This is a genomic window from Gilvimarinus polysaccharolyticus (assembly GCF_001187555.1).
Taxonomy (GTDB): domain Bacteria; phylum Pseudomonadota; class Gammaproteobacteria; order Pseudomonadales; family Cellvibrionaceae; genus Gilvimarinus; species Gilvimarinus polysaccharolyticus.
Window position 1 is genome coordinate 1182785 of record NZ_LFIJ01000001.1, and the last position, 17049, is coordinate 1199833.

17 protein-coding genes are annotated in these 17049 nt (G+C 48.3%); all 17 read right to left on the reverse strand.

Annotation, left to right across the window (positions count from 1 at the left end):
- Window positions 1-61 precede the first annotated feature (61 nt).
- Window positions 62-361 carry a hypothetical protein gene (locus GILYN3_RS04960; RefSeq protein ID WP_049721818.1) on the reverse strand — a complete coding sequence of 100 codons (300 nt, stop codon included), beginning with the start codon at window positions 359-361 and terminating at the stop codon, window positions 62-64.
- Window positions 358-774 (reverse strand): flagellar export chaperone FliS, encoded by a 417-nt coding sequence (gene fliS, locus GILYN3_RS04965; RefSeq protein ID WP_084005116.1) that lies wholly within the window; start codon window positions 772-774, stop codon window positions 358-360. The genes GILYN3_RS04960 and fliS overlap by 4 nt, the downstream gene beginning before the upstream one ends.
- A gap of 252 nt (window positions 775-1026) precedes the next feature.
- The gene (fliD, locus tag GILYN3_RS04970) at window positions 1027-3042 is read right to left on the reverse strand and encodes a flagellar filament capping protein FliD (RefSeq protein WP_049721819.1); all 2016 of its coding nucleotides are present in this window, start codon (window positions 3040-3042) and stop codon (window positions 1027-1029) included.
- Between the two features lie 162 nt (window positions 3043-3204).
- A complete protein-coding gene (locus GILYN3_RS04975) occupies window positions 3205-3600 on the reverse strand; it encodes a flagellar protein FlaG (protein ID WP_049721820.1) in 396 nt (131 codons plus the stop codon).
- Between the two features lie 55 nt (window positions 3601-3655).
- The gene (locus tag GILYN3_RS04980) at window positions 3656-5392 is read right to left on the reverse strand and encodes a flagellin N-terminal helical domain-containing protein (protein ID WP_049721821.1); all 1737 of its coding nucleotides are present in this window, start codon (window positions 5390-5392) and stop codon (window positions 3656-3658) included.
- Window positions 5393-5878: 486 nt separating this feature from the next.
- On the reverse strand, window positions 5879-6223 hold the full coding sequence (locus GILYN3_RS04985; protein WP_049721822.1) for a flagellar protein FliT: 345 nt from the start codon (window positions 6221-6223) through the stop codon (window positions 5879-5881).
- Between the two features lie 112 nt (window positions 6224-6335).
- Entirely contained in the window at window positions 6336-7535 is a 1200-nt protein-coding gene (flgL, locus tag GILYN3_RS04990) for a flagellar hook-associated protein FlgL (protein ID WP_049721823.1), read from the reverse strand.
- Window positions 7536-7554: 19 nt separating this feature from the next.
- On the reverse strand, window positions 7555-9501 hold the full coding sequence (flgK, locus tag GILYN3_RS04995) for a flagellar hook-associated protein FlgK (RefSeq protein ID WP_049721824.1): 1947 nt from the start codon (window positions 9499-9501) through the stop codon (window positions 7555-7557).
- A complete protein-coding gene (gene flgJ, locus GILYN3_RS05000) occupies window positions 9501-10508 on the reverse strand; it encodes a flagellar assembly peptidoglycan hydrolase FlgJ (RefSeq protein ID WP_049721825.1) in 1008 nt (335 codons plus the stop codon). Before flgJ ends, flgK begins: the two co-directional genes overlap by 1 nt.
- Entirely contained in the window at window positions 10508-11620 is a 1113-nt protein-coding gene (locus GILYN3_RS05005) for a flagellar basal body P-ring protein FlgI (RefSeq protein WP_049721826.1), read from the reverse strand. The genes flgJ and GILYN3_RS05005 overlap by 1 nt, the downstream gene beginning before the upstream one ends.
- A gap of 9 nt (window positions 11621-11629) precedes the next feature.
- Complete coding sequence (gene flgH / locus GILYN3_RS05010) at window positions 11630-12310, reverse strand: flagellar basal body L-ring protein FlgH (RefSeq protein WP_408606303.1); 681 nt, start codon at window positions 12308-12310, stop codon at window positions 11630-11632.
- 34 nt (window positions 12311-12344) lie between these two features.
- Window positions 12345-13130, reverse strand: coding sequence for a flagellar basal-body rod protein FlgG (gene flgG / locus GILYN3_RS05015; RefSeq protein WP_049721828.1), 786 nt, complete (start codon window positions 13128-13130; stop codon window positions 12345-12347).
- Between the two features lie 30 nt (window positions 13131-13160).
- Window positions 13161-13904: a flagellar basal-body rod protein FlgF gene (gene flgF, locus GILYN3_RS05020; protein WP_049721829.1), complete on the reverse strand. Its 744-nt coding sequence runs from the start codon at window positions 13902-13904 to the stop codon at window positions 13161-13163.
- 201 nt (window positions 13905-14105) lie between these two features.
- Window positions 14106-15377, reverse strand: coding sequence for a flagellar hook protein FlgE (gene flgE, locus GILYN3_RS05025; protein WP_049721830.1), 1272 nt, complete (start codon window positions 15375-15377; stop codon window positions 14106-14108).
- A 52-nt stretch (window positions 15378-15429) separates the two neighbouring features.
- A complete protein-coding gene (locus GILYN3_RS05030) occupies window positions 15430-16143 on the reverse strand; it encodes a flagellar hook assembly protein FlgD (protein ID WP_049721831.1) in 714 nt (237 codons plus the stop codon).
- A gap of 9 nt (window positions 16144-16152) precedes the next feature.
- On the reverse strand, window positions 16153-16596 hold the full coding sequence (gene flgC / locus GILYN3_RS05035; protein WP_049721832.1) for a flagellar basal body rod protein FlgC: 444 nt from the start codon (window positions 16594-16596) through the stop codon (window positions 16153-16155).
- A gap of 35 nt (window positions 16597-16631) precedes the next feature.
- A complete protein-coding gene (gene flgB, locus GILYN3_RS05040; RefSeq protein ID WP_049721833.1) occupies window positions 16632-17042 on the reverse strand; it encodes a flagellar basal body rod protein FlgB in 411 nt (136 codons plus the stop codon).
- Window positions 17043-17049 lie beyond the last annotated feature (7 nt).

Consider the following 17049-nt stretch of genomic DNA (forward strand, 5'->3'; position numbering starts at 1 on the left):
TATAGATTTATAGGCTTTTTAACGCAGCTAGAGTAAAGAGGCTAGCGATACATGGAGTGTATTAACACACCTGCGCTGGACGCATCTGGCACTCAGATAGAAGATCTGCGTACAGTTGTTTTACATCTTGCATCATTTGCAGTAATGCACCGGGACGCTGATTATTCAGCGCTATTAACTTATCCAGCATTACTGCACAGGTATTATCCAGTTGGCGTACCCGCGCGTAATCGCAACGACTTAGAGCATCGCGCATATCGGCTTGTAACTGATGCAGCTGGCTGACGCCGCCCTCACCGGCCAAACTTGGCGGCTGAGTGCTTGTTAAGTTGGCAGCTGGCAGCCGAGCGGTTGGCTTCACAGGTAAGCTCCGGCCATTGGTGCAGGGCTTGTATGACTTAGCATTTGGTCCCAGCCCATTTTAACTTCACCTAACAAGCGGGCACATTCATCAAGCTTGGCAATGCTGTTACTTTGGTTGGCTTGAATCAAGGTGCGTACCACATAGTCATACAGCTCATCTAGATTGGCCGTTAATTCGCCACCTTCTGTATCACTCAGACTGCCCTGCAGGCCTTGAACAATATTAACCGCCTTGGTGATACGCTCAGACTTTTGCACAAAGCTACCGCGTGCCAATGCTCCTTTTGCTTGAGCAATACGCTCTAACGCGCCCTCAAACAACATCTGAATAAGCCTATGAGGAGAAGCGTCAACAACACTCGATTGAACATTCACTTGCTGGTAATTCTGAATGGCGCTAAAAGATTTCATAAATAGGTCCCGATCGCTAACTCAGATTATCTTAAGGCGTTACCGCCTGCGTTAATAAGCTGTCGGCCTTGCGGCTCGAAACTTTACCTAAACTCGGCACTTTTTTACGGAATATGCGAGATATCATAGATTGCCAACTAAACTACAGCAAACCAAAACTATCACCCTATCAAACAAAAACCCCATGCAATTAAGTATTACATGGGGTTAAGTAGCTGACGTAACTAACAGACTTCATTTGCCATAAAACAATTAATTTTGAGACGTAAACGGCAGACGATCATTAATGCCATCCAAAAACGATTTGGTATTGTTTAAGTTATTAACGATAAGCTCCATTGCTAAAAACTGGCTTTCTAAGCGTGCCCGGTATGCATCAGAACGGCGCTCAACCTCGGTACGATCATCAGCAATATCAACACGATCGGTCTCAAACTTAGTCTCTCGCTCAGCAATCAGCCCCTTAGTGTCCAAATAGTTATTAATCAGGCTGGACATACCACCGGCAAAACCGCGCGAGAAGTTTATATTGGCTGTGGTGGCGCCGTCCTTGATAATAAATTTCAGCCCCTCTGCATTGGTGTTAATGGCCGGCAACAGTACATTACCAAACCCGAATGCTGCCACACCATCGACTGTTCCTGCCACATCTAAGCCGTTAGTGCCAGTTGCGACTTGCAAGCCTAAATCAGCGGTATCGGCACCCACGGCTTTAATCGCAATTTTACTGTCTTTGCCGTAAGTGTCAGAGACAAAACTAAGCGCCCCACCATCTACCGTTACACTTACCAAAGAGCGACTTTGCTGGATATTAGCATCAAGGTTAATCAGCGATTGGATCTCTGTGGCAACATCGGCCAGTGAGTTATAAATCACCCCGTCCGGCAAGGTGATACTAGCATCAACCCCGTTAACCGCGATATCAAAGCTGTAATCCTTACCCGTGGTATCAAGTGGGAATCCCGCTGCGGCGGTACCTGTAAGCTCGCCTTTAGTGGCATGCTGGGTGATTACCACCTCGTAATCGCCGGGGGAGGTTTGCGCACTAAAACCCGTCACCTCGATCTTACTGCTGTCCGAGCTAACACTTGGTGTAAATAACGCTTTAACTAGATCAAAGTTAGCACCCATTGCCGCGGTAAAGTTGGTGTTAGCGCGTTCAGGGTCTTCGTTAATTTCCAAAGTGCCATCTAGCTTAGTTTGTATTCCTAGGTTAGCCAAGTTGGTAAAGCCGTCCCCAATGCCAGGCACGGCAGCGCCAATAAAATTACGTACAGAATCGACCAGATTATTAGCCAGCGAATCATTGCGTAACGAGCCGTACTCGGCAGAATCTTCGTTGTAACCAACAAGCTTTTCAGTTTCAGCCAAAAAGGTGTTATAAGCGGCTACAAAATCTCGCACGCCTGTTTCGGCCAAGCTGCGGTCAGCGCTAATCGAAATACTCACTGTCTCGGTGACTGAAGCGCTAAAAATATCAAACTCCAATCCTTGAATCACATCATTAATATTGTTGCTGTCGCGCTCGACCTGCAACCCATTCACACGTAAACGAGCGTTTAAGCCTTCTTGCTGCTGAGTTAAGGACTGGCTTACTTCGGTAAAAGCGAAATCACTAAGTCCTGCTATATTGCCATCTTCGGCGACACTAATTTCCAGCTCATTGGTTGCGCCGCTAGGACTGGTGAGCAATAAACGGTATTGTCCACCATCACTCACAACTGAGGCCTGCACACCTATGTCGGCACCGTTTATAGCGTCTCGCAAACCTGCCAAGGTGTTGTTTGTTTCGTCAATAATAATACTGGCGCCGGTTTTTTCGGCATCTACCGCAAAGGTATCTAATGCCCCGTTCCAAGCGCCAAAACGCAAGGTTAACTCGCCCGTGCCGATTTCTGCATCGGCGGTAGCATAACCGGCACTACTAAGTGATTGCGATTGCGCAACCTGCTCGACTTTAATTTGATAGTTACCGGCTGCGGCACTCGACTCAAGCTTGGTGAGCGCTAGTAAAGAGGTATCTGGAACAGACACAGCCTTAGCGTCAAAAGTATCGGGGCTAGAGAGCTGGGCAATAGAAGACTCTAATGTGCTCAATGCGCTGCGCAACAAGCCATAATCGGAGATTTGCGCGTCCAGTAGAGCCTCGCGGCTATCTAAGCGCTGCTCTTGGGGCAAATCATTGATTGTCACCAAATCATTAATCAGTTGCGAGCTATTAATACCCGAACCCGAACCAATGGTGTTGATGATATCGTTGCCAATCATAGCTGCTCCACCTAATTGATGATCTAAAAGCCAAAGTATCCGTATATCTATCTAGCTATCGGCAGTGTTAGGTTAAACTTTAGTCGCCTAAGTCACAATACTCAGCACAAAAAAGGGGCGCCTTAACTGGCGCCCCTTTATCTGTTTGCGTCGGCCTAGTAATTAGGCTTGAGCAGACAATAGCTGTACCGGTTCATCTGCATTCAATTTGCGGGCCAACTGTAAGAAAATCTCATCGGGGATTTGGCGTATTACCTCTTGTGTGGCGCTATCCAAAACTCTCACTATCGTGTCACCCGTGTCACTATCGTAGCTGAACTGTAAGTCGCGCTGACTAGCCTGTATGAACTTATTCATGTGGGCTACTGCTTCTTGGACACTACTTTGAAAATCTTTCCCTCTTGGGGTTTTCTGCGAGGCCGGTTCAGACACCTCAGAGATTGCCGATGGCAAACTCTTGCCGTCTGTACGTGTTTCGCTGTTGGCGGTTGCTGATGAAGCCGTCACCGATGTAACAGGGATACTAGCCCCTTTGGTGCTTGCATTTACGTCAATCATCGCTTGACCCTCAATCAGAAAATCCCGCCGGTTACCCGGCGGGATGACTTAGCCCTTACTGCAGCAAAGATAACACTTGCTGTGGACGCGAGTTGGCCTGAGCCAGCATCGCAGTAGCAGCCTGTTGTAACACCTGAGAGCGGCTCAAGCTAGCTGTTTCAGCCGCGAAGTCAGCATCGGTGATCCGTGAACGGGCCGCCGAGGTTTTTTCGCTGACGTTTGACAGGTTAGATACGGTGAAGTCAAGACGGTTGTTAACCGCACCTAGGTCTGCACGAGTGTCACTCACCTGGCTAATCGCTTTGTCGATAATGCCGATAGCTTTTTGTGCGCCTGCGGCAGTTGAGATATCAATACTAGCAACTGAACCAGAGCTGCCTGCAGCATTACGCTCCTGCAAGCCAATAGCGGCTAGAAGATCCGCTGCAGTAGCAGAGTCGCCAGCTTCGATTGAAATTTCTTCGCCGTTGGTTGAGCGCAAAGCCAAGTTACTGGTACCGTTGCCAGCAAAGGCTACAACACCTGTCTCAGCTGATGATTCGTTGATTACCTTGATGGCCTCTGCCAATTGGGTTGCCGCTGTTGCAGTACCCGCTTGGTCATTGATCTCACCGATAGCAACGCCGTTGATGATTAAATCGCCTTCAGCCAATATGGTGCCGGTAGCAACAGTATTACCTTGAAGGTTACCGTTATCGTCTTGAGCGTCAATACCCAATGCTTGCAGTTCAGCAATGGTGGCTGTGCCCTGCTCGATTTTTACGCCACGACCATCAGCGGAGGTGTCGTTAAATACCATTGAGAAGTTAGTTGTAGTCGCAGCCAAACCAGAGTTGGTTAAAGCATCACCTGTGCCTGCAACTGCAACAGAGGTAGCACCTTCACCGCTAATTTCTAAACGGCCTGCATCGTTAATACGAGCATCCAAAGAGGTTTCGTCGTTAATTTTAGCAGCTAACTCCTCAAGGGTTTTAGTGCCACTGATTTCAGTCGCTTGAGTTTCGCCGTTACCATCGGTAACTGTAAGAGTCAGCTTGTCAGTACCAGTCACCAATGTGCCGGAGCCAACGCTAGTGCCTTCGACGTTAACGATGGCAGATGCTTCTGCACCCTTGCCGTCTAGATCAGCATTGATAGTTGCTAAGGCTTCATTCAAAGTGGTTGCTGCATCTAGTGCGCTGATATCGGTATCGTTAATTACCAAATCACCTGCAGTATCCAAGGCAGTCAAATCTGTCAAACCACCAGCGGATGCTTCACCAACGATATCTCCAGATGCGCCACCGAGTGAGCTAGTGCTGAATGAACCTACCGAGATAGTAATAATTTGGTTTTGCTCTGACCCTACTTGTAGGTCAGCGGCTTTCAAGCTGCCATCCAACAGGTTTTGACCGTTGAAGGTAGTCTCTTGAGAGATACGGTTCAATTCGGCTTTTAGCTGTTGTGACTCAGCATCTAGGGTGTTGCGGTCGGCGTCGGAGTAAATTCCGTTAGCAGACTGTACCGATAGTTCACGCATACGTTGCAGAATGTTGGTGGCCTCTTGCAAGGCGCCCTCTGCGGTTTGAATCATCGACACACCGTCGTTGGCGTTACGTACGGCTTGGTCTAGACCACGAATTTGCGAGGTCATGCGGTTAGAAATCGCAAGGCCAGCCGCATCATCTTTGGCCGAGTTAATACGGTTACCGGACGACAGACGTTCGGTGGCTTGATCGAGCGCATTGCCTGATTGCAACAGCTGGCGCTGTGTATTCAGGGAGGCAACGTTGGTATTAATTACTAGAGCCATGAGTAATCTCCTAAGTTTTATTCCTGTTCACAGTCTTGCCAGATGTGATCAGCCGGTTATTGAAGTTGCGCATTTGCAGCACTTCTGTGTAGGTTATCGTCCGGTGGTTTGATTGCTTTAGGCTTTTTTTACAATATCCGCCAACAAAATTATTATTTTTATATATTTCATAGACTTACAAAAACTTAGGTTAATCTTTAATCTGACAATATGAACTACTTCAGGGGGGTAATTGCGCCAACCAGCTGTTGTTACGAACTGAAAAGTCGTAAACCCGACACTAATCGAGCATATTTTATCTTTCAGCCACCTTTTTTAACGCAACAATTCTATATCTAACTTGCGACTAGCCTCATACCTCAGCATGTTGGGCTCTTGGCGAAAGCTAACGGTATACCTCATAACCAACCAAGGTACGCATTGGCAGCCCAGCAAAAATAGATAAAAGTTAAGTTGTACTGAAACGAGGCGACGAATATAACCGCGCTAGGGTTTGCTGTAGGCATTAACGGCTTTACGCGCGCCACGCTCTTTTGCCAAGTCGGCGACTGTAGCGTTTTTACGGGATTCTGCAATAGTTAATAGCTGATCATTTAGCTCGCGTAGCTGCTGTAGTTTGCCACCAATTAATTTGGCATCCTCACCTGATAGCGGCAACAGGCGTGTCACCTCGGCATCTATAGCGTGCAATAAGCTATCGCGCTGACGAAACTGCCTCTCGAAATCTTGCCAATGATCGGCCTCGGCCAATACTTGCAGCTCTTGCGAAGCTTTAATAGCCAGTGACAGCTGCTTAGCAAGCTCAGTACCTGGGGCAGATTGAATACTCATAAAGATGACTCATTAACGGGAGGCGTCGTAAGCTATAACTATTAAGTGTAGCCACTGTGTGCGGCTATAGGTACAAATGATCCATGTTAACGATTAAGCTATAAGAGGAACATTATAAATAATTAAACAATGACAGCTGACTGACTTTAGAAAAACTCTGTTGCGCCGCACTAAGCACTAGCTCTTGCATTTTTAATCGCGTCGTTGCTTCAGCGTAATCCAAGCCTTGCAGTGAGCCTAGCACCTCTTCGGTATAAAGTGCGCTATCGGCATTTAAATTACGTGTTGAATCAAGTGTGTTTAATCTAGCCCCCACCTCACTTTGCACCTCACCAATCCGAGTTACTGCATTGTCTAGCGTCCCCAATGTTTTGGCCACAACATCAGCCAATGCAGCTTTGCTTTCAGTGCTATCGGTTACACTCAGCATCGCATCGCGGAAATCGGTAAGGGTTTGTAAAATGCTGGACTCTTCCGGGGTTATATTCAGAGCAATATCATCCCCGTCATTAATGACAAAGCTAATCCCGGCAACATCCACCGTATCTGTTGGTGATGCATAGGTTATTGAACTTGGCACCGGAGGCACTGGATCCCCGTTAATGTCAGTGACGGATAAAACACCTGCAGCCGCATTCAAATAGAGGGTATTACCTCCAACTTGATCCAACTCATGCTGGTTTGTCACGGTAAAAGTGGTTATCGGGTTATCTGCCACTAAATCGTAAGCGGTAAATGTGTTGTGTGAGGTGCTGATACCTTCAAATATTTTACGCCCTGGATCGGTCGCCTGGATTGTGACACTCTCAGACACTTGCAGTGATATCGAGCCATCATCACCTTGGTAAACAACACCTCCGCCCTGCTCAGCATAAGCCGCTTGCGAGCTTTGGTAGCCGGCAAAAATATACTGGCCCGATGAGTCTTTAGTGTTTTGCAGATTAAGCAGCTCTTTAATACGGCTGTCTACCACCGAAGCCATAATTTTATATTCGGATTGCGTTAACGTCGCGGTGTTACCCGCACTTACCGCCAACTCTTGCATGCCCTGCACTAGCGAGGTCACACCTTTTAGGGCGACCTCCTCTAACGATAATTTGTTCTCGGCAACATCGATATTTTTATTAAACTGCTCAAGTCTACTAAGCTGCTCGGTAAGTTGTAGTATTTGAGTCGCAGCCACTGGATCATCGGCAGGGGTTAACACTCGCTGGCCCGAGGCCATTTGCGCGCTGGTGTTATTAATCGCGGCTTGCGCATTGCGCATACCGATATTGGCGATGGTATATATTTGTGAGGTTGATACTCGCATTTAGGCTACCTGCTTTACGCTAAACAGCGTTTAAAAGCGTGTCAAAAAGATCTCGGGCAATGCTTATCACCTGAGAGTTGGCATTATAGACTTGCTCAAACTTGATCAAGTTGGCCGCCTCTTCATCGAGGTTAACCCCCGAGATACTGTCGCGTAACGATTGAGTTTGCTCTAAAACACTCTGCGCCGCATCGGTGTTCATACGCGCCAGATTTGCCTTAGCCCCAATTTGCTCAACCATTTGGCCATAAGCTTCATTAATACTTAAACCACCCGAAAAGGTAATAGCCGAATCGAGCGCTGCCATTTTAAGCGCGGTACGGTTGTCGTTAACCGCATCTTGGTTAAAGCTAATAGTAAAGGTATCGCCCGGTGCCGGATTTCCTTGAATAGTAAATTCATACGCCGTGCCAGCGGGCCCCACAGGGGCCTCAAGGTAGATCGATGACCCCGCAGTATAAGGATAAACAGGCCCTGGCGCCGGTGTCGCCAAATCATTACCAGCGCTATCGACAAACTTATACTGAGTTGACGAAATAAACTCTATGCTAACGTCATTATAGGTTGCCGGGGGTGTCGCGGGAGAATCGATAATTAACGGAACCACAGGAGTGCCCGGGTTTAGCTGTACATTGCCCGCACTAATAACGCCACTACCGGCATTGGTAGCGACAGCTTCGGTACGCACTGGTCCTGCCAACGCTAAATCTTGTGGCGTTAATTGATTAACCGCAATGCTGCTGGCGTTAAGAGCCAAATTAGTATCGAGCCGAAAGCTATCGCCGTTAGCAGAACCTGTAGCATCAAAGCTAATACCGTCAACGACATGAGGCCCCAGCCCCACAAGTGCAGATGCAGCGCCGTCGGATAGGCGTGTAATAGTAACATTACCGCCCGCCACAACGACGTCATAATCACTAGCAACCAACTCGCCTGCATCTGTTACGTCTACGGTGAAATTACCAGCACCAACAACATTGGTTAGAGCTCCGGCACTAACGGGGGTAAAAATGTTTTTACCGTACTCACCATTAAGATCAACCCCTTGCGCTTGCAAGCTGTTAATCTCAAACGATACCACGGCCGCTAGCTTGCCTAACTGCTCTTGTGCCGGCTGCAACACATCTGTATTAAATTTTAGCAAACCACCCAATTTACCGCCCGAAACTTGTGCAGTTACATTGGTAAGGCCCGCAGTGGAGCCCAAAAACACATCGCCCTGGCCGTTGCTACTAACCTCGGCAGCGCTGTTACCCACCACCAACGGTTGGCCACTGCCCATGTAAACATTCATCTCACCGCCATCTTGCGTCACAACACTGATCGACACCAACTCGGACAATTGCCGAAGTGCTTCGTCGCGCTGATCGAGCAAATCATTAGGCTCTGCGCCATTGGCGCCACGCAACTGAATGATGGCTTTGTTAAGCTCGGCAACACTATTAGCTAAGCCGTTAATTTGCTCGGCAATGGTGTTAATTTCACCCTCTACGCCGTTTTCTATCGAAGTAAAACGATCGTATAAATTATTGAAACGCGACGCCAAACCTTTGGCCTGTTCTATTACAAGCTGTCGAGCCGGTGTTGACGATGGATCATCGGCGGCGCTTTGCAATGCCGCATAAAAACTTTCGAGGCCGCCAGACAACCCTGTATTGGAGTTAGCGAGTAAGCTATCGATTTTTCCGGTGTTAAGGTTAAAAGTATCAAGCTGATTAAAAGTCGCCGTGTCGAGCCTTAATTGCGTTAATATAAATTGATCAACGGTGCGTGAGATTGCCTCGGTGCTAACCCCACTCCCGATGTAACCGGCACTGCCAATATTTTGTGGCGGCCGAGTACCAAACGATACATTTTGCCGACTGTAACCGTCAGTATTGGCGTTGGATATATTATGCCCTGTTGTGCGCAGTGCATTCTGGCTTGCCTGCAAGCCAGAGATAGCGTTAGATAATAAACCGGCCATTATGGATTACCCACATGTTGTTGATAGGCGGCAAGAGCCGTACTGCTTGCAAAATTTTCACGCTGCATAATAGCTTTGATTTTATCGGCATAGTGTGGGTCGGTGGCGTAACCGGCTTTTTGTAATTGCTCTACATAGCCGTGCGCATCCGTCCCCTGCGCTAGGGCTTTTTGGTAACGTGGTTTTTGCATCAAAGCAACGTAATCGGCAAAGCTGTCCTGCAAAGATCCGTAACGTCTAAAAGGGGCATCCACACTTTGTGCTTCACCCTCTATATACTCGGTAGTATTCACAGTAACCGACTCGCCAGCCCAGCCCTTACCCGCTTTAATATTAAATAAATTAAAACTGCTACCAGTCTCATCGCGCACTAAGTGTTTACCCCAGCCGGTCTCTAACGCCGCTTGCGCCATAAGGGCCTCGGGGGCAACGCCTAATGTTTGTGCCGCCCAAGTAGCGTAGGGTTTAATTGCATCGATAAAGCCTGCCGCCCCATTACTGGCCAACGAGGTAGGTGCAACTGCTGCCGAGACATTAGCGAGCGTCTCTGTTGGTGTTACTGTCTGTGTTACGCGCGAGCTAACTCTGCGTTGATCAAAATCTAACGTCGCCTCTTGCAGTTTGCTATCTAACGTAGGCTGATCATCGGCGCTATCTTCGCCCGGCAAATATTGGCCGTAACTTTTCAACAACTGCTGGTACAAAGTATCGGCTAAGCCCATGCCCTTACCTTTAGTTAGCTCTAGCGACCATTGCTGATCGAGCATATCGCTATAAAACTGGGTGTCGGAGCTGTTCATATAACTGTCTTCCGAGAACGACTCGGACGCAGCTCGCATACTTTTAAGCATTTGCTGTACGAACAGCGATTCAAACTGACGAGCCATTTGGCGCAAGGCTTCTGGGTCTTTATCGCGACCCATTTTTTTCACCGCTTCAAGCCCTTTACTGCTTAAGTAGGTATCTTGGGCAATACTAGCGCCAGGGTTTGTGTCAAATCCATTCATTAGATCACCAACAGCTCAGCTTTAAGGGCGCCTGATTGTTTTAGCGCTTCGAGAATCGCCATTAAATCAGAGGGGGAAGCCCCCACATTATTTACCGAACGCACGATATCTTCTAACGTAGTGCCTGGTGCAAACTTAAACATCGGGTTAGTTTCTTGCTCGATATCAATATTGCTATTCGCGGCAACCACCGTTTGACCATTGGCAAATGCACCAGGCTGACTTACATCGTAATCTTCCGAAACCGACACAGTCAGACTACCGTGGGTAATGGCTACAGGCGATACGCGTACATGTTGCCCCACCACGATAGTGCCGGTGCGCGAGTTAATCACCACTCGAGCGGCCGCCTCACCAGGATTAACCTGAATATTTTCGAGCAACGCCATAAAATCAACTCGATGCGCTGGATCTTGTGGCGCCTTAACCGCAACGGATACAGCATCTATCGCCGACGCGACATCGGGGCCAAGCATGTCATTAATCGCCGTTGCCAAACGATTAGCCGTGGTAAAGTCGGCTCGATTAAGATTAAAGACAATGGGCTGATTACCCGAGAAATTATTAGGCACACTTCGCTCTACAGTAGCCCCATTAGGAATACGTCCGACGCTGGGTATGTTAACGGTAATGTTAGAGCCATCGCCTGCGTTTACGCCAAAACCACCTACCACTAAGCTGCCCTGTGCAATCGCATAAGTATTGCCGTCTATGCCTTTTAGTTTTGACATCAACAAAGTGCCACCACGTAAGCTTTTAGCATTACTGACTGACGATACGGTAATATCTATGGCTTGCCCAGGCTTGGCAAAAGCAGGAAGCTCTGCGTGAATCATAACAGCGGCGACGTTTTTCATTTGCATGCGAGTGCCCTCTGGTACGTTAATACCAAACTGCTTAAGCATGTTGCTAAATGACTGAGTCGTAAACGGGCTTTGGGTAGTTTGGTCACCTGTGCCATCTAGCCCCACCACCAAACCGTAGCCAATAAGTTGGTTAGAACGCACCCCCGCAACCGAAGCGAGATCTTTAACACGCTCAGCACTGGCAGTGACACTAAACAAAAGCGCGGTAAATAATGCCACCAACAATAAACCTGGTATCTTTTTCATATCATTCCCTTAAAAGGGCCAATAGGCGCTGTTAAAAAAGCGCGATAGCCAACCCATAGATTGCGAGTTGGCAAGTTCACCTGTACCACCGTAAGAGATTCGGGCGTTGGCAAGCTTGGTTGATGCTGCAATGTTTTGAGGCGAGATATCATCGGGACGTAAGATTCCGCTAATGCGAATGTATTCGTCACCGCGATTTAATGTCATCCATTTTTCACCTCGTACAATTAAGTTACCGTTAGGTAAAACATCGGCCACAGTAACTGCAATAGAGCCACTTAAGCTATTGCTTTGATCGGCGCCGGCGTCGCCTTTAAATTCACGTTCTTGGCTAATATTGGTATCAAAAGCCACGCCATTTAACGTCGGGGTCATGCCTAATATAGAGCCGCCGGGCAAGCTGGTTTCACTGTCTTTGCTGACGTTAACACCCGAACTTTTACTCGATACTGTGCGCTCGGTTAGCATGATGGTAATAATATCGCCCACATTACGTGCCTTCGAGTCTGTAAATAAACTCATACCACGCTCGTGATACAAAGAACCCTGAGTTTGCACCGGCTGCTGATAAGCAGTCGAGGTCACTGGCGCATAATGCGGATCACCTGGTGCCGGTGGCGTTAGTGCAACGCAACCGGTCAACCACAGCAGTGCCACGGCCCAAGCTATGTGTTTGATATTGTTCATCATGAGCTTACCTATTGCCTTTAACCGTTGATTTTTATTACAACGTTTGCGTTATGTATTGCAGCATTTGGTCGGCTGTCGACACCACTTTAGAGTTAAGCTCGTAAGCGCGCTGAGTGCTAATCATATCGACCATCTCTTGCACAATTTCGACGTTTGAACTCTCAAGCATGCCCTGTTGCAAACTGCCTAAACCATTTTCAGAGGGCGCGCCCACTAACGGATTACCGCTGGCAACCGACTCTAAAAATAAATTACCGCCTACCGCTTGTAAGCCTGCTGGGTTAACAAAATCGGCCAGCATAATATCACCCAACTGTTGCGGATCGACCTCACCTTCAACGTAAGCGTTAACCACACCATCTTTACTGATAGTAATGTTGCTAGCATTCTCTGGCACGTTAATAGCCGGCTCCAACAAAAAACCATCGGCATTAACCAACTGCCCTTCGCCATTAATTTGCAGTTGGCCATTACGGGTATACGATACCGAGCCATCGGGCCGTAGAATTTGCAAAAAACCTCGCCCATTAATAGCAACATCTAACGCTTGATCGGTTACCTCAAGGTTGCCCTCGGTAAATTGTTTTTGTGTACCCACAACTCGCACACCCGTACCCAGCTGCAAACCCGATGGTAGCTGCGTATCTTGGGTCGATTGTGCACCGGGCTGACGCTGTGTTTGATAAAGTAGATCTTCAAACGTTACTCGGTCACGCTTAAAGCCCACCGTGCCAACGTTAGCAAGGTTGTTTGAAATGGTGGTCAGTTGTTTGTCCTGCGCCGTAAGGCCGGTTTTACTGACATAAAGTGCCGCGTGCATGGCGTTATCCTCTAGTCTTTAGCGAACGGATCAAGACATCTGCATCAGGCGTGCAGAGCTTTCGGAATTTTGCTCTAAGGTTTTCATCAGTTTCACCTGCATTTCATACTGGCGAGATAAACTTAAAATATCGGTAAATGCGTCGACAGCATTGACGTTACTACCTTCCAATGCACCGGAGGTAACGCGAACATCCGCATCGGCAACAAGGGGGGCGCCGTTTAATTGGCGAAATAAACCATCAGCCGATTTTTCCAGCGAACCGTACTCAGGCTTAACCAGCTTTAAGCGATCTATCTCGACTAAGGTTTCTGGACCGTCACCCTGCCCTTGTATCGAAATGCTACCGTCATCGCCAATACTGATTTTGCTAGATGGCGGCAAGGCGATGGGGCCATTATTACCCATCACAGCTAAACCCTCGGCGCTGCGCAATATGCCATTGGCATCCAAGCTTAAATTGCCTGCGCGGGTATAAGCTTCGGTACCGGTAGGTGACTGCACCGCCAAAAAGCCATCACCATTAATGGCAACATCTAAATCGCGACCAGTTTGCTGAATTGGGCCGGAGCTGAAATCGGAAGCGGGAGACTCAGTCATGGCGTAGGCACGCGTTGGCTGGCCGTCGCCGTAATACACGCCCATGCTGCGGGCTACCGCGTAATCGGCTCTAAAACCGGTGGTATTGATGTTAGCCATATTGTTCGCGTGACTGGTCTGCGCGATCATGTTGTGCTTGGCACCGGTCATTGCGATATAGAGAGCTTTATCCACAACAGACTCCGTTGGTTTATTGGCAGTTGAACTTACTTAGCAGAAGTATTGCAACCGTTGTGCCAACATCAAACACCCTGCTATAGCTGGGCTACAAGACACTTTCAAGAAACGGCAAATAACACGCACAAAAAAGCGGCAAACCGCTTCCGCCGTTTGCCGCCGCAAAAAAATGCTGTTTGCACCCGCAGGTGCAACTTGTTAACGCAGATTAATAATGGTTTGCGTGGTCTGGTTAGCCGTCTCAATAGTCTTAGAGTTAGCCTGAAAGTTACGCTGAGCAATAATCAAGTTAACCAACTGTTCAGACAAATCAACGTTGGACTCCTCCAACGCGCCAGCTTGAATATCACCAAACGAAGCCGAACCTGGAGCACCAACAATTAACTCACCGCTGTCGGCAGTTTGCCCCCAGAGGGTTGAGCCGACAGGCTTAAGCGCCTCTAAATTATTAAAATTAGCCAACGCTACCTGACCAATAACTTGTGCTTCGCCGTTGGTGAAACGAGCAAAAATAAGACCTTGCTCATCGATATCAATACCGGCTAAGCGACCCGTGGTGTAGCCATCTTGACTGAGGGTTTCAACCGAGAAGCCACTACCGTATTGAGTAGAGCTGGCAAGATCAACGTTTATGTTCATAGGCGCCGCGCCGTTAGTGGGCGTCCAAGCAATATCAAACACATCACCCGCCACTAATGCGCCCACGCTATCAAACGTTACATTCCGTGCAGAGGGGTTCGCAGGAACCGTCGGCACACCATTGGTTATAGCAACATCTTCGCCGTCAATCTGCACATAAACATCCCACTCATTCGCCTCGGCAGGTGTAGGAGCAGGGTTAAGATCGTCGTAACGTTTTACAAAATACTGACTGAGTGTATGCGGGTTACCCAAACTATCGTAGACAGTCGCCGATGTGGCATTGTTATAACTGGCCGGATCATCTGGATCAAAAGGCGTCACCAAGGGCACAGCTTTACGGGCATCCAAATTAAAGGAGATATCCAGTTCAGTAGTCACATTTGGCGGCTGATTATCAACCTCCACTTGTAAATCCTCGAGAATGCCGCCAACATTACCCGCATCATCGGCAACAAATCCTTGCAAGTTAGAGCCGGTGTTATTGACGATATAGCCGTCCTTATCCAAGCCAAAGGTACCATCGCGACCGTAAAGTTTATCGCCAGCGTTATCGAGAATAAACATCCCCGCCCCATTGATAGCCAGATCCAGTTGGTTTTCAGTGAAGTTCAGGTTGCCCTGGCTAAACTGTTGGCGAATTTTTTGTAAGTTGACCCCCGAGCCCGGTGTGTTAGAGCCGCTGCCAAGCAATGAGCTAGCGTATACATCACCAAATTCAGCACGCGAATTTTTAAAGCCGGTAGTGCTGGCATTGGCAATGTTATTACCAGTCACCTTTAGATCAGTATTGGCGGCGCGAATGCCGCTAAGAGCAGTATTAAAAGGCATTGTTCGCTTCTCCTGTTAATGCATACCGGCTGTCGGCGTGCAATTTTTTTAATTAATTAAATTGTTTAATTTCAGAAATATTAACCGCACCAACCCCGGCTAGGTTTAGAACAATACCTCCGTCATCGGCAAGCGTCACACTGTTTACATTCGCACTTAGTGAGGTTGCAAGCGATTCAGTTTTACCGTCGATACTGGCGTTAACTGTAAATGTATAATCGCCTGGCGCAAATGGCTCCTCACCGGCGGTCCAATTTGTTAACTCGCCGTCGACCTCCATATACATGCCATCAAAACGAAACACCGCCTCGCCTGCCTCGCGTGCCCCAAGTGGGATTTGTCCCACCAAAGCGCCACTGGTGTCGTAAATACTCACCTGCACATTGGCGCTTGCCTGCGGTAGATCAACCGAACCGGCAACAATACCGCCCTCGGCTAAGTAGGTTGTATCGGTTGGTACTGTCACCGAGCGGCCTACCAGCGATGAAGCTTGCAGTGCTTGGTTAGACATAAAGCTACCGCTAAAATCTTCAAAGCTGGTGTTTAAACGCTCCAGCCCCTCTACCGAGCTAAACTGCGCCAACTGGGCAATAAATTCGGTGTTATCCTGTGGGCTTAACGGGTCTTGGTTATTCATTTGAGTAATCATCAACTCTAAAAATGCCGTTTGCCCCAGCTCATTGGTCTTAGTCTCGGGCTCTTTTTTGTTGATGCTCAGGTTGCTCAAAATATTGCTCGTCGAGCTTGTTTCATTGACTGCTGTCATGGCGTTACCCTACTGTCCCAGCGTTAATACACGTTGCGCCATTTGCTTGGCGGCATTCATTACTTCAACATTTACCTGAAACGAGCGCGAGGCCGAGATCATATTGGTCATCTCTTCAACCACGTTAACGTTGGGGTAGTAGACATAACCGTCTTCGTCAGCGAGTGGATGGGTGGGTTCAAAACGTTGCTGATACGGCGCATCACTCTCAACCACCCCTAACACCTGCACTCCAGCGCTGGCATCTTGGTCGTTGCCATCCATTGCCGTTGCGCCAAACGCCATCGCATCACGAGCCATAGCGGCAAATACTGGCTGACGAGCGCGATACACATCGCCCGCGCTAGATGAAGCTGACTGCGCGTTTGCCAAATTACTGGCCGTGGTATTTAGGCGTAAACTTTGCGCGTTCATGCCCGAGCCTGCTACGTCAAATATGTTTCCAATCGCCATGGGGTATCTCCAACGTCGAATTTGTTATTACCGGTTTACTGGCCAGTAATGGCGCTAGATAAACCTTTAAATTTTTTGTTCAACAGCATAAAGCTGGCCTGAAAATCTAATGCGTTTTTCATAAAGGCCGCGTGCTCTACTTGGTCTTCAACAGTGTTGCCGTCAATAGAGCTTTGATTCGGAATTCGAAAACCCAGCGCTACATCGCCACCAGCTAAGCCGTTGCCATCTAAGTGGCCCGATTGGGTCTTGCTGAGACTTACATTTGACGAGCTACCCGCAGGGCGAGCAATACGGTCAAGTTCGGCCTTAAAATCCATATCGCGAGCTTTAAAGCCTGGGGTGTCGGCATTTGCTAGATTGTTGGCCAACACCTCAGCGCGACGTGACCTTAGCTGTAGCGCTGGTTCATGAATGCCTAATGCGTCGGAAAAGGAAATGGCCATTTTCAAT

Coding starts and splice junctions, on each gene's coding strand:
- fliD (WP_049721819.1), bottom strand. CDS start 3,042: ATGATTGGCAACGATATCATCAACACCATTGGTTCGGGTTCGGGTATT.
- flgK (WP_049721824.1), bottom strand. CDS start 9,501: ATGGCCGGTTTATTATCTAACGCTATCTCTGGCTTGCAGGCAAGCCAG.
- flgG (WP_049721828.1), bottom strand. CDS start 13,130: ATGCACGCGGCACTTTATGTCAGTAAAACCGGCCTTACGGCGCAGGAC.
- flgC (WP_049721832.1), bottom strand. CDS start 16,596: ATGGCGATTGGAAACATATTTGACGTAGCAGGCTCGGGCATGAACGCG.
- flgH (WP_408606303.1), bottom strand. CDS start 12,310: ATGATGAACAATATCAAACACATAGCTTGGGCCGTGGCACTGCTGTGG.
- fliS (WP_084005116.1), bottom strand. CDS start 774: ATGAAATCTTTTAGCGCCATTCAGAATTACCAGCAAGTGAATGTTCAA.
- flgL (WP_049721823.1), bottom strand. CDS start 7,535: ATGCGAGTATCAACCTCACAAATATATACCATCGCCAATATCGGTATG.
- flgB (WP_049721833.1), bottom strand. CDS start 17,042: ATGGCCATTTCCTTTTCCGACGCATTAGGCATTCATGAACCAGCGCTA.
- flgJ (WP_049721825.1), bottom strand. CDS start 10,508: ATGAATGGATTTGACACAAACCCTGGCGCTAGTATTGCCCAAGATACC.
- GILYN3_RS04975 (WP_049721820.1), bottom strand. CDS start 3,600: ATGATTGACGTAAATGCAAGCACCAAAGGGGCTAGTATCCCTGTTACA.
- GILYN3_RS04985 (WP_049721822.1), bottom strand. CDS start 6,223: ATGAGTATTCAATCTGCCCCAGGTACTGAGCTTGCTAAGCAGCTGTCA.
- GILYN3_RS04980 (WP_049721821.1), bottom strand. CDS start 5,392: ATGGCTCTAGTAATTAATACCAACGTTGCCTCCCTGAATACACAGCGC.
- flgE (WP_049721830.1), bottom strand. CDS start 15,377: ATGCCTTTTAATACTGCTCTTAGCGGCATTCGCGCCGCCAATACTGAT.
- GILYN3_RS05005 (WP_049721826.1), bottom strand. CDS start 11,620: ATGAAAAAGATACCAGGTTTATTGTTGGTGGCATTATTTACCGCGCTT.
- GILYN3_RS05030 (WP_049721831.1), bottom strand. CDS start 16,143: ATGACAGCAGTCAATGAAACAAGCTCGACGAGCAATATTTTGAGCAAC.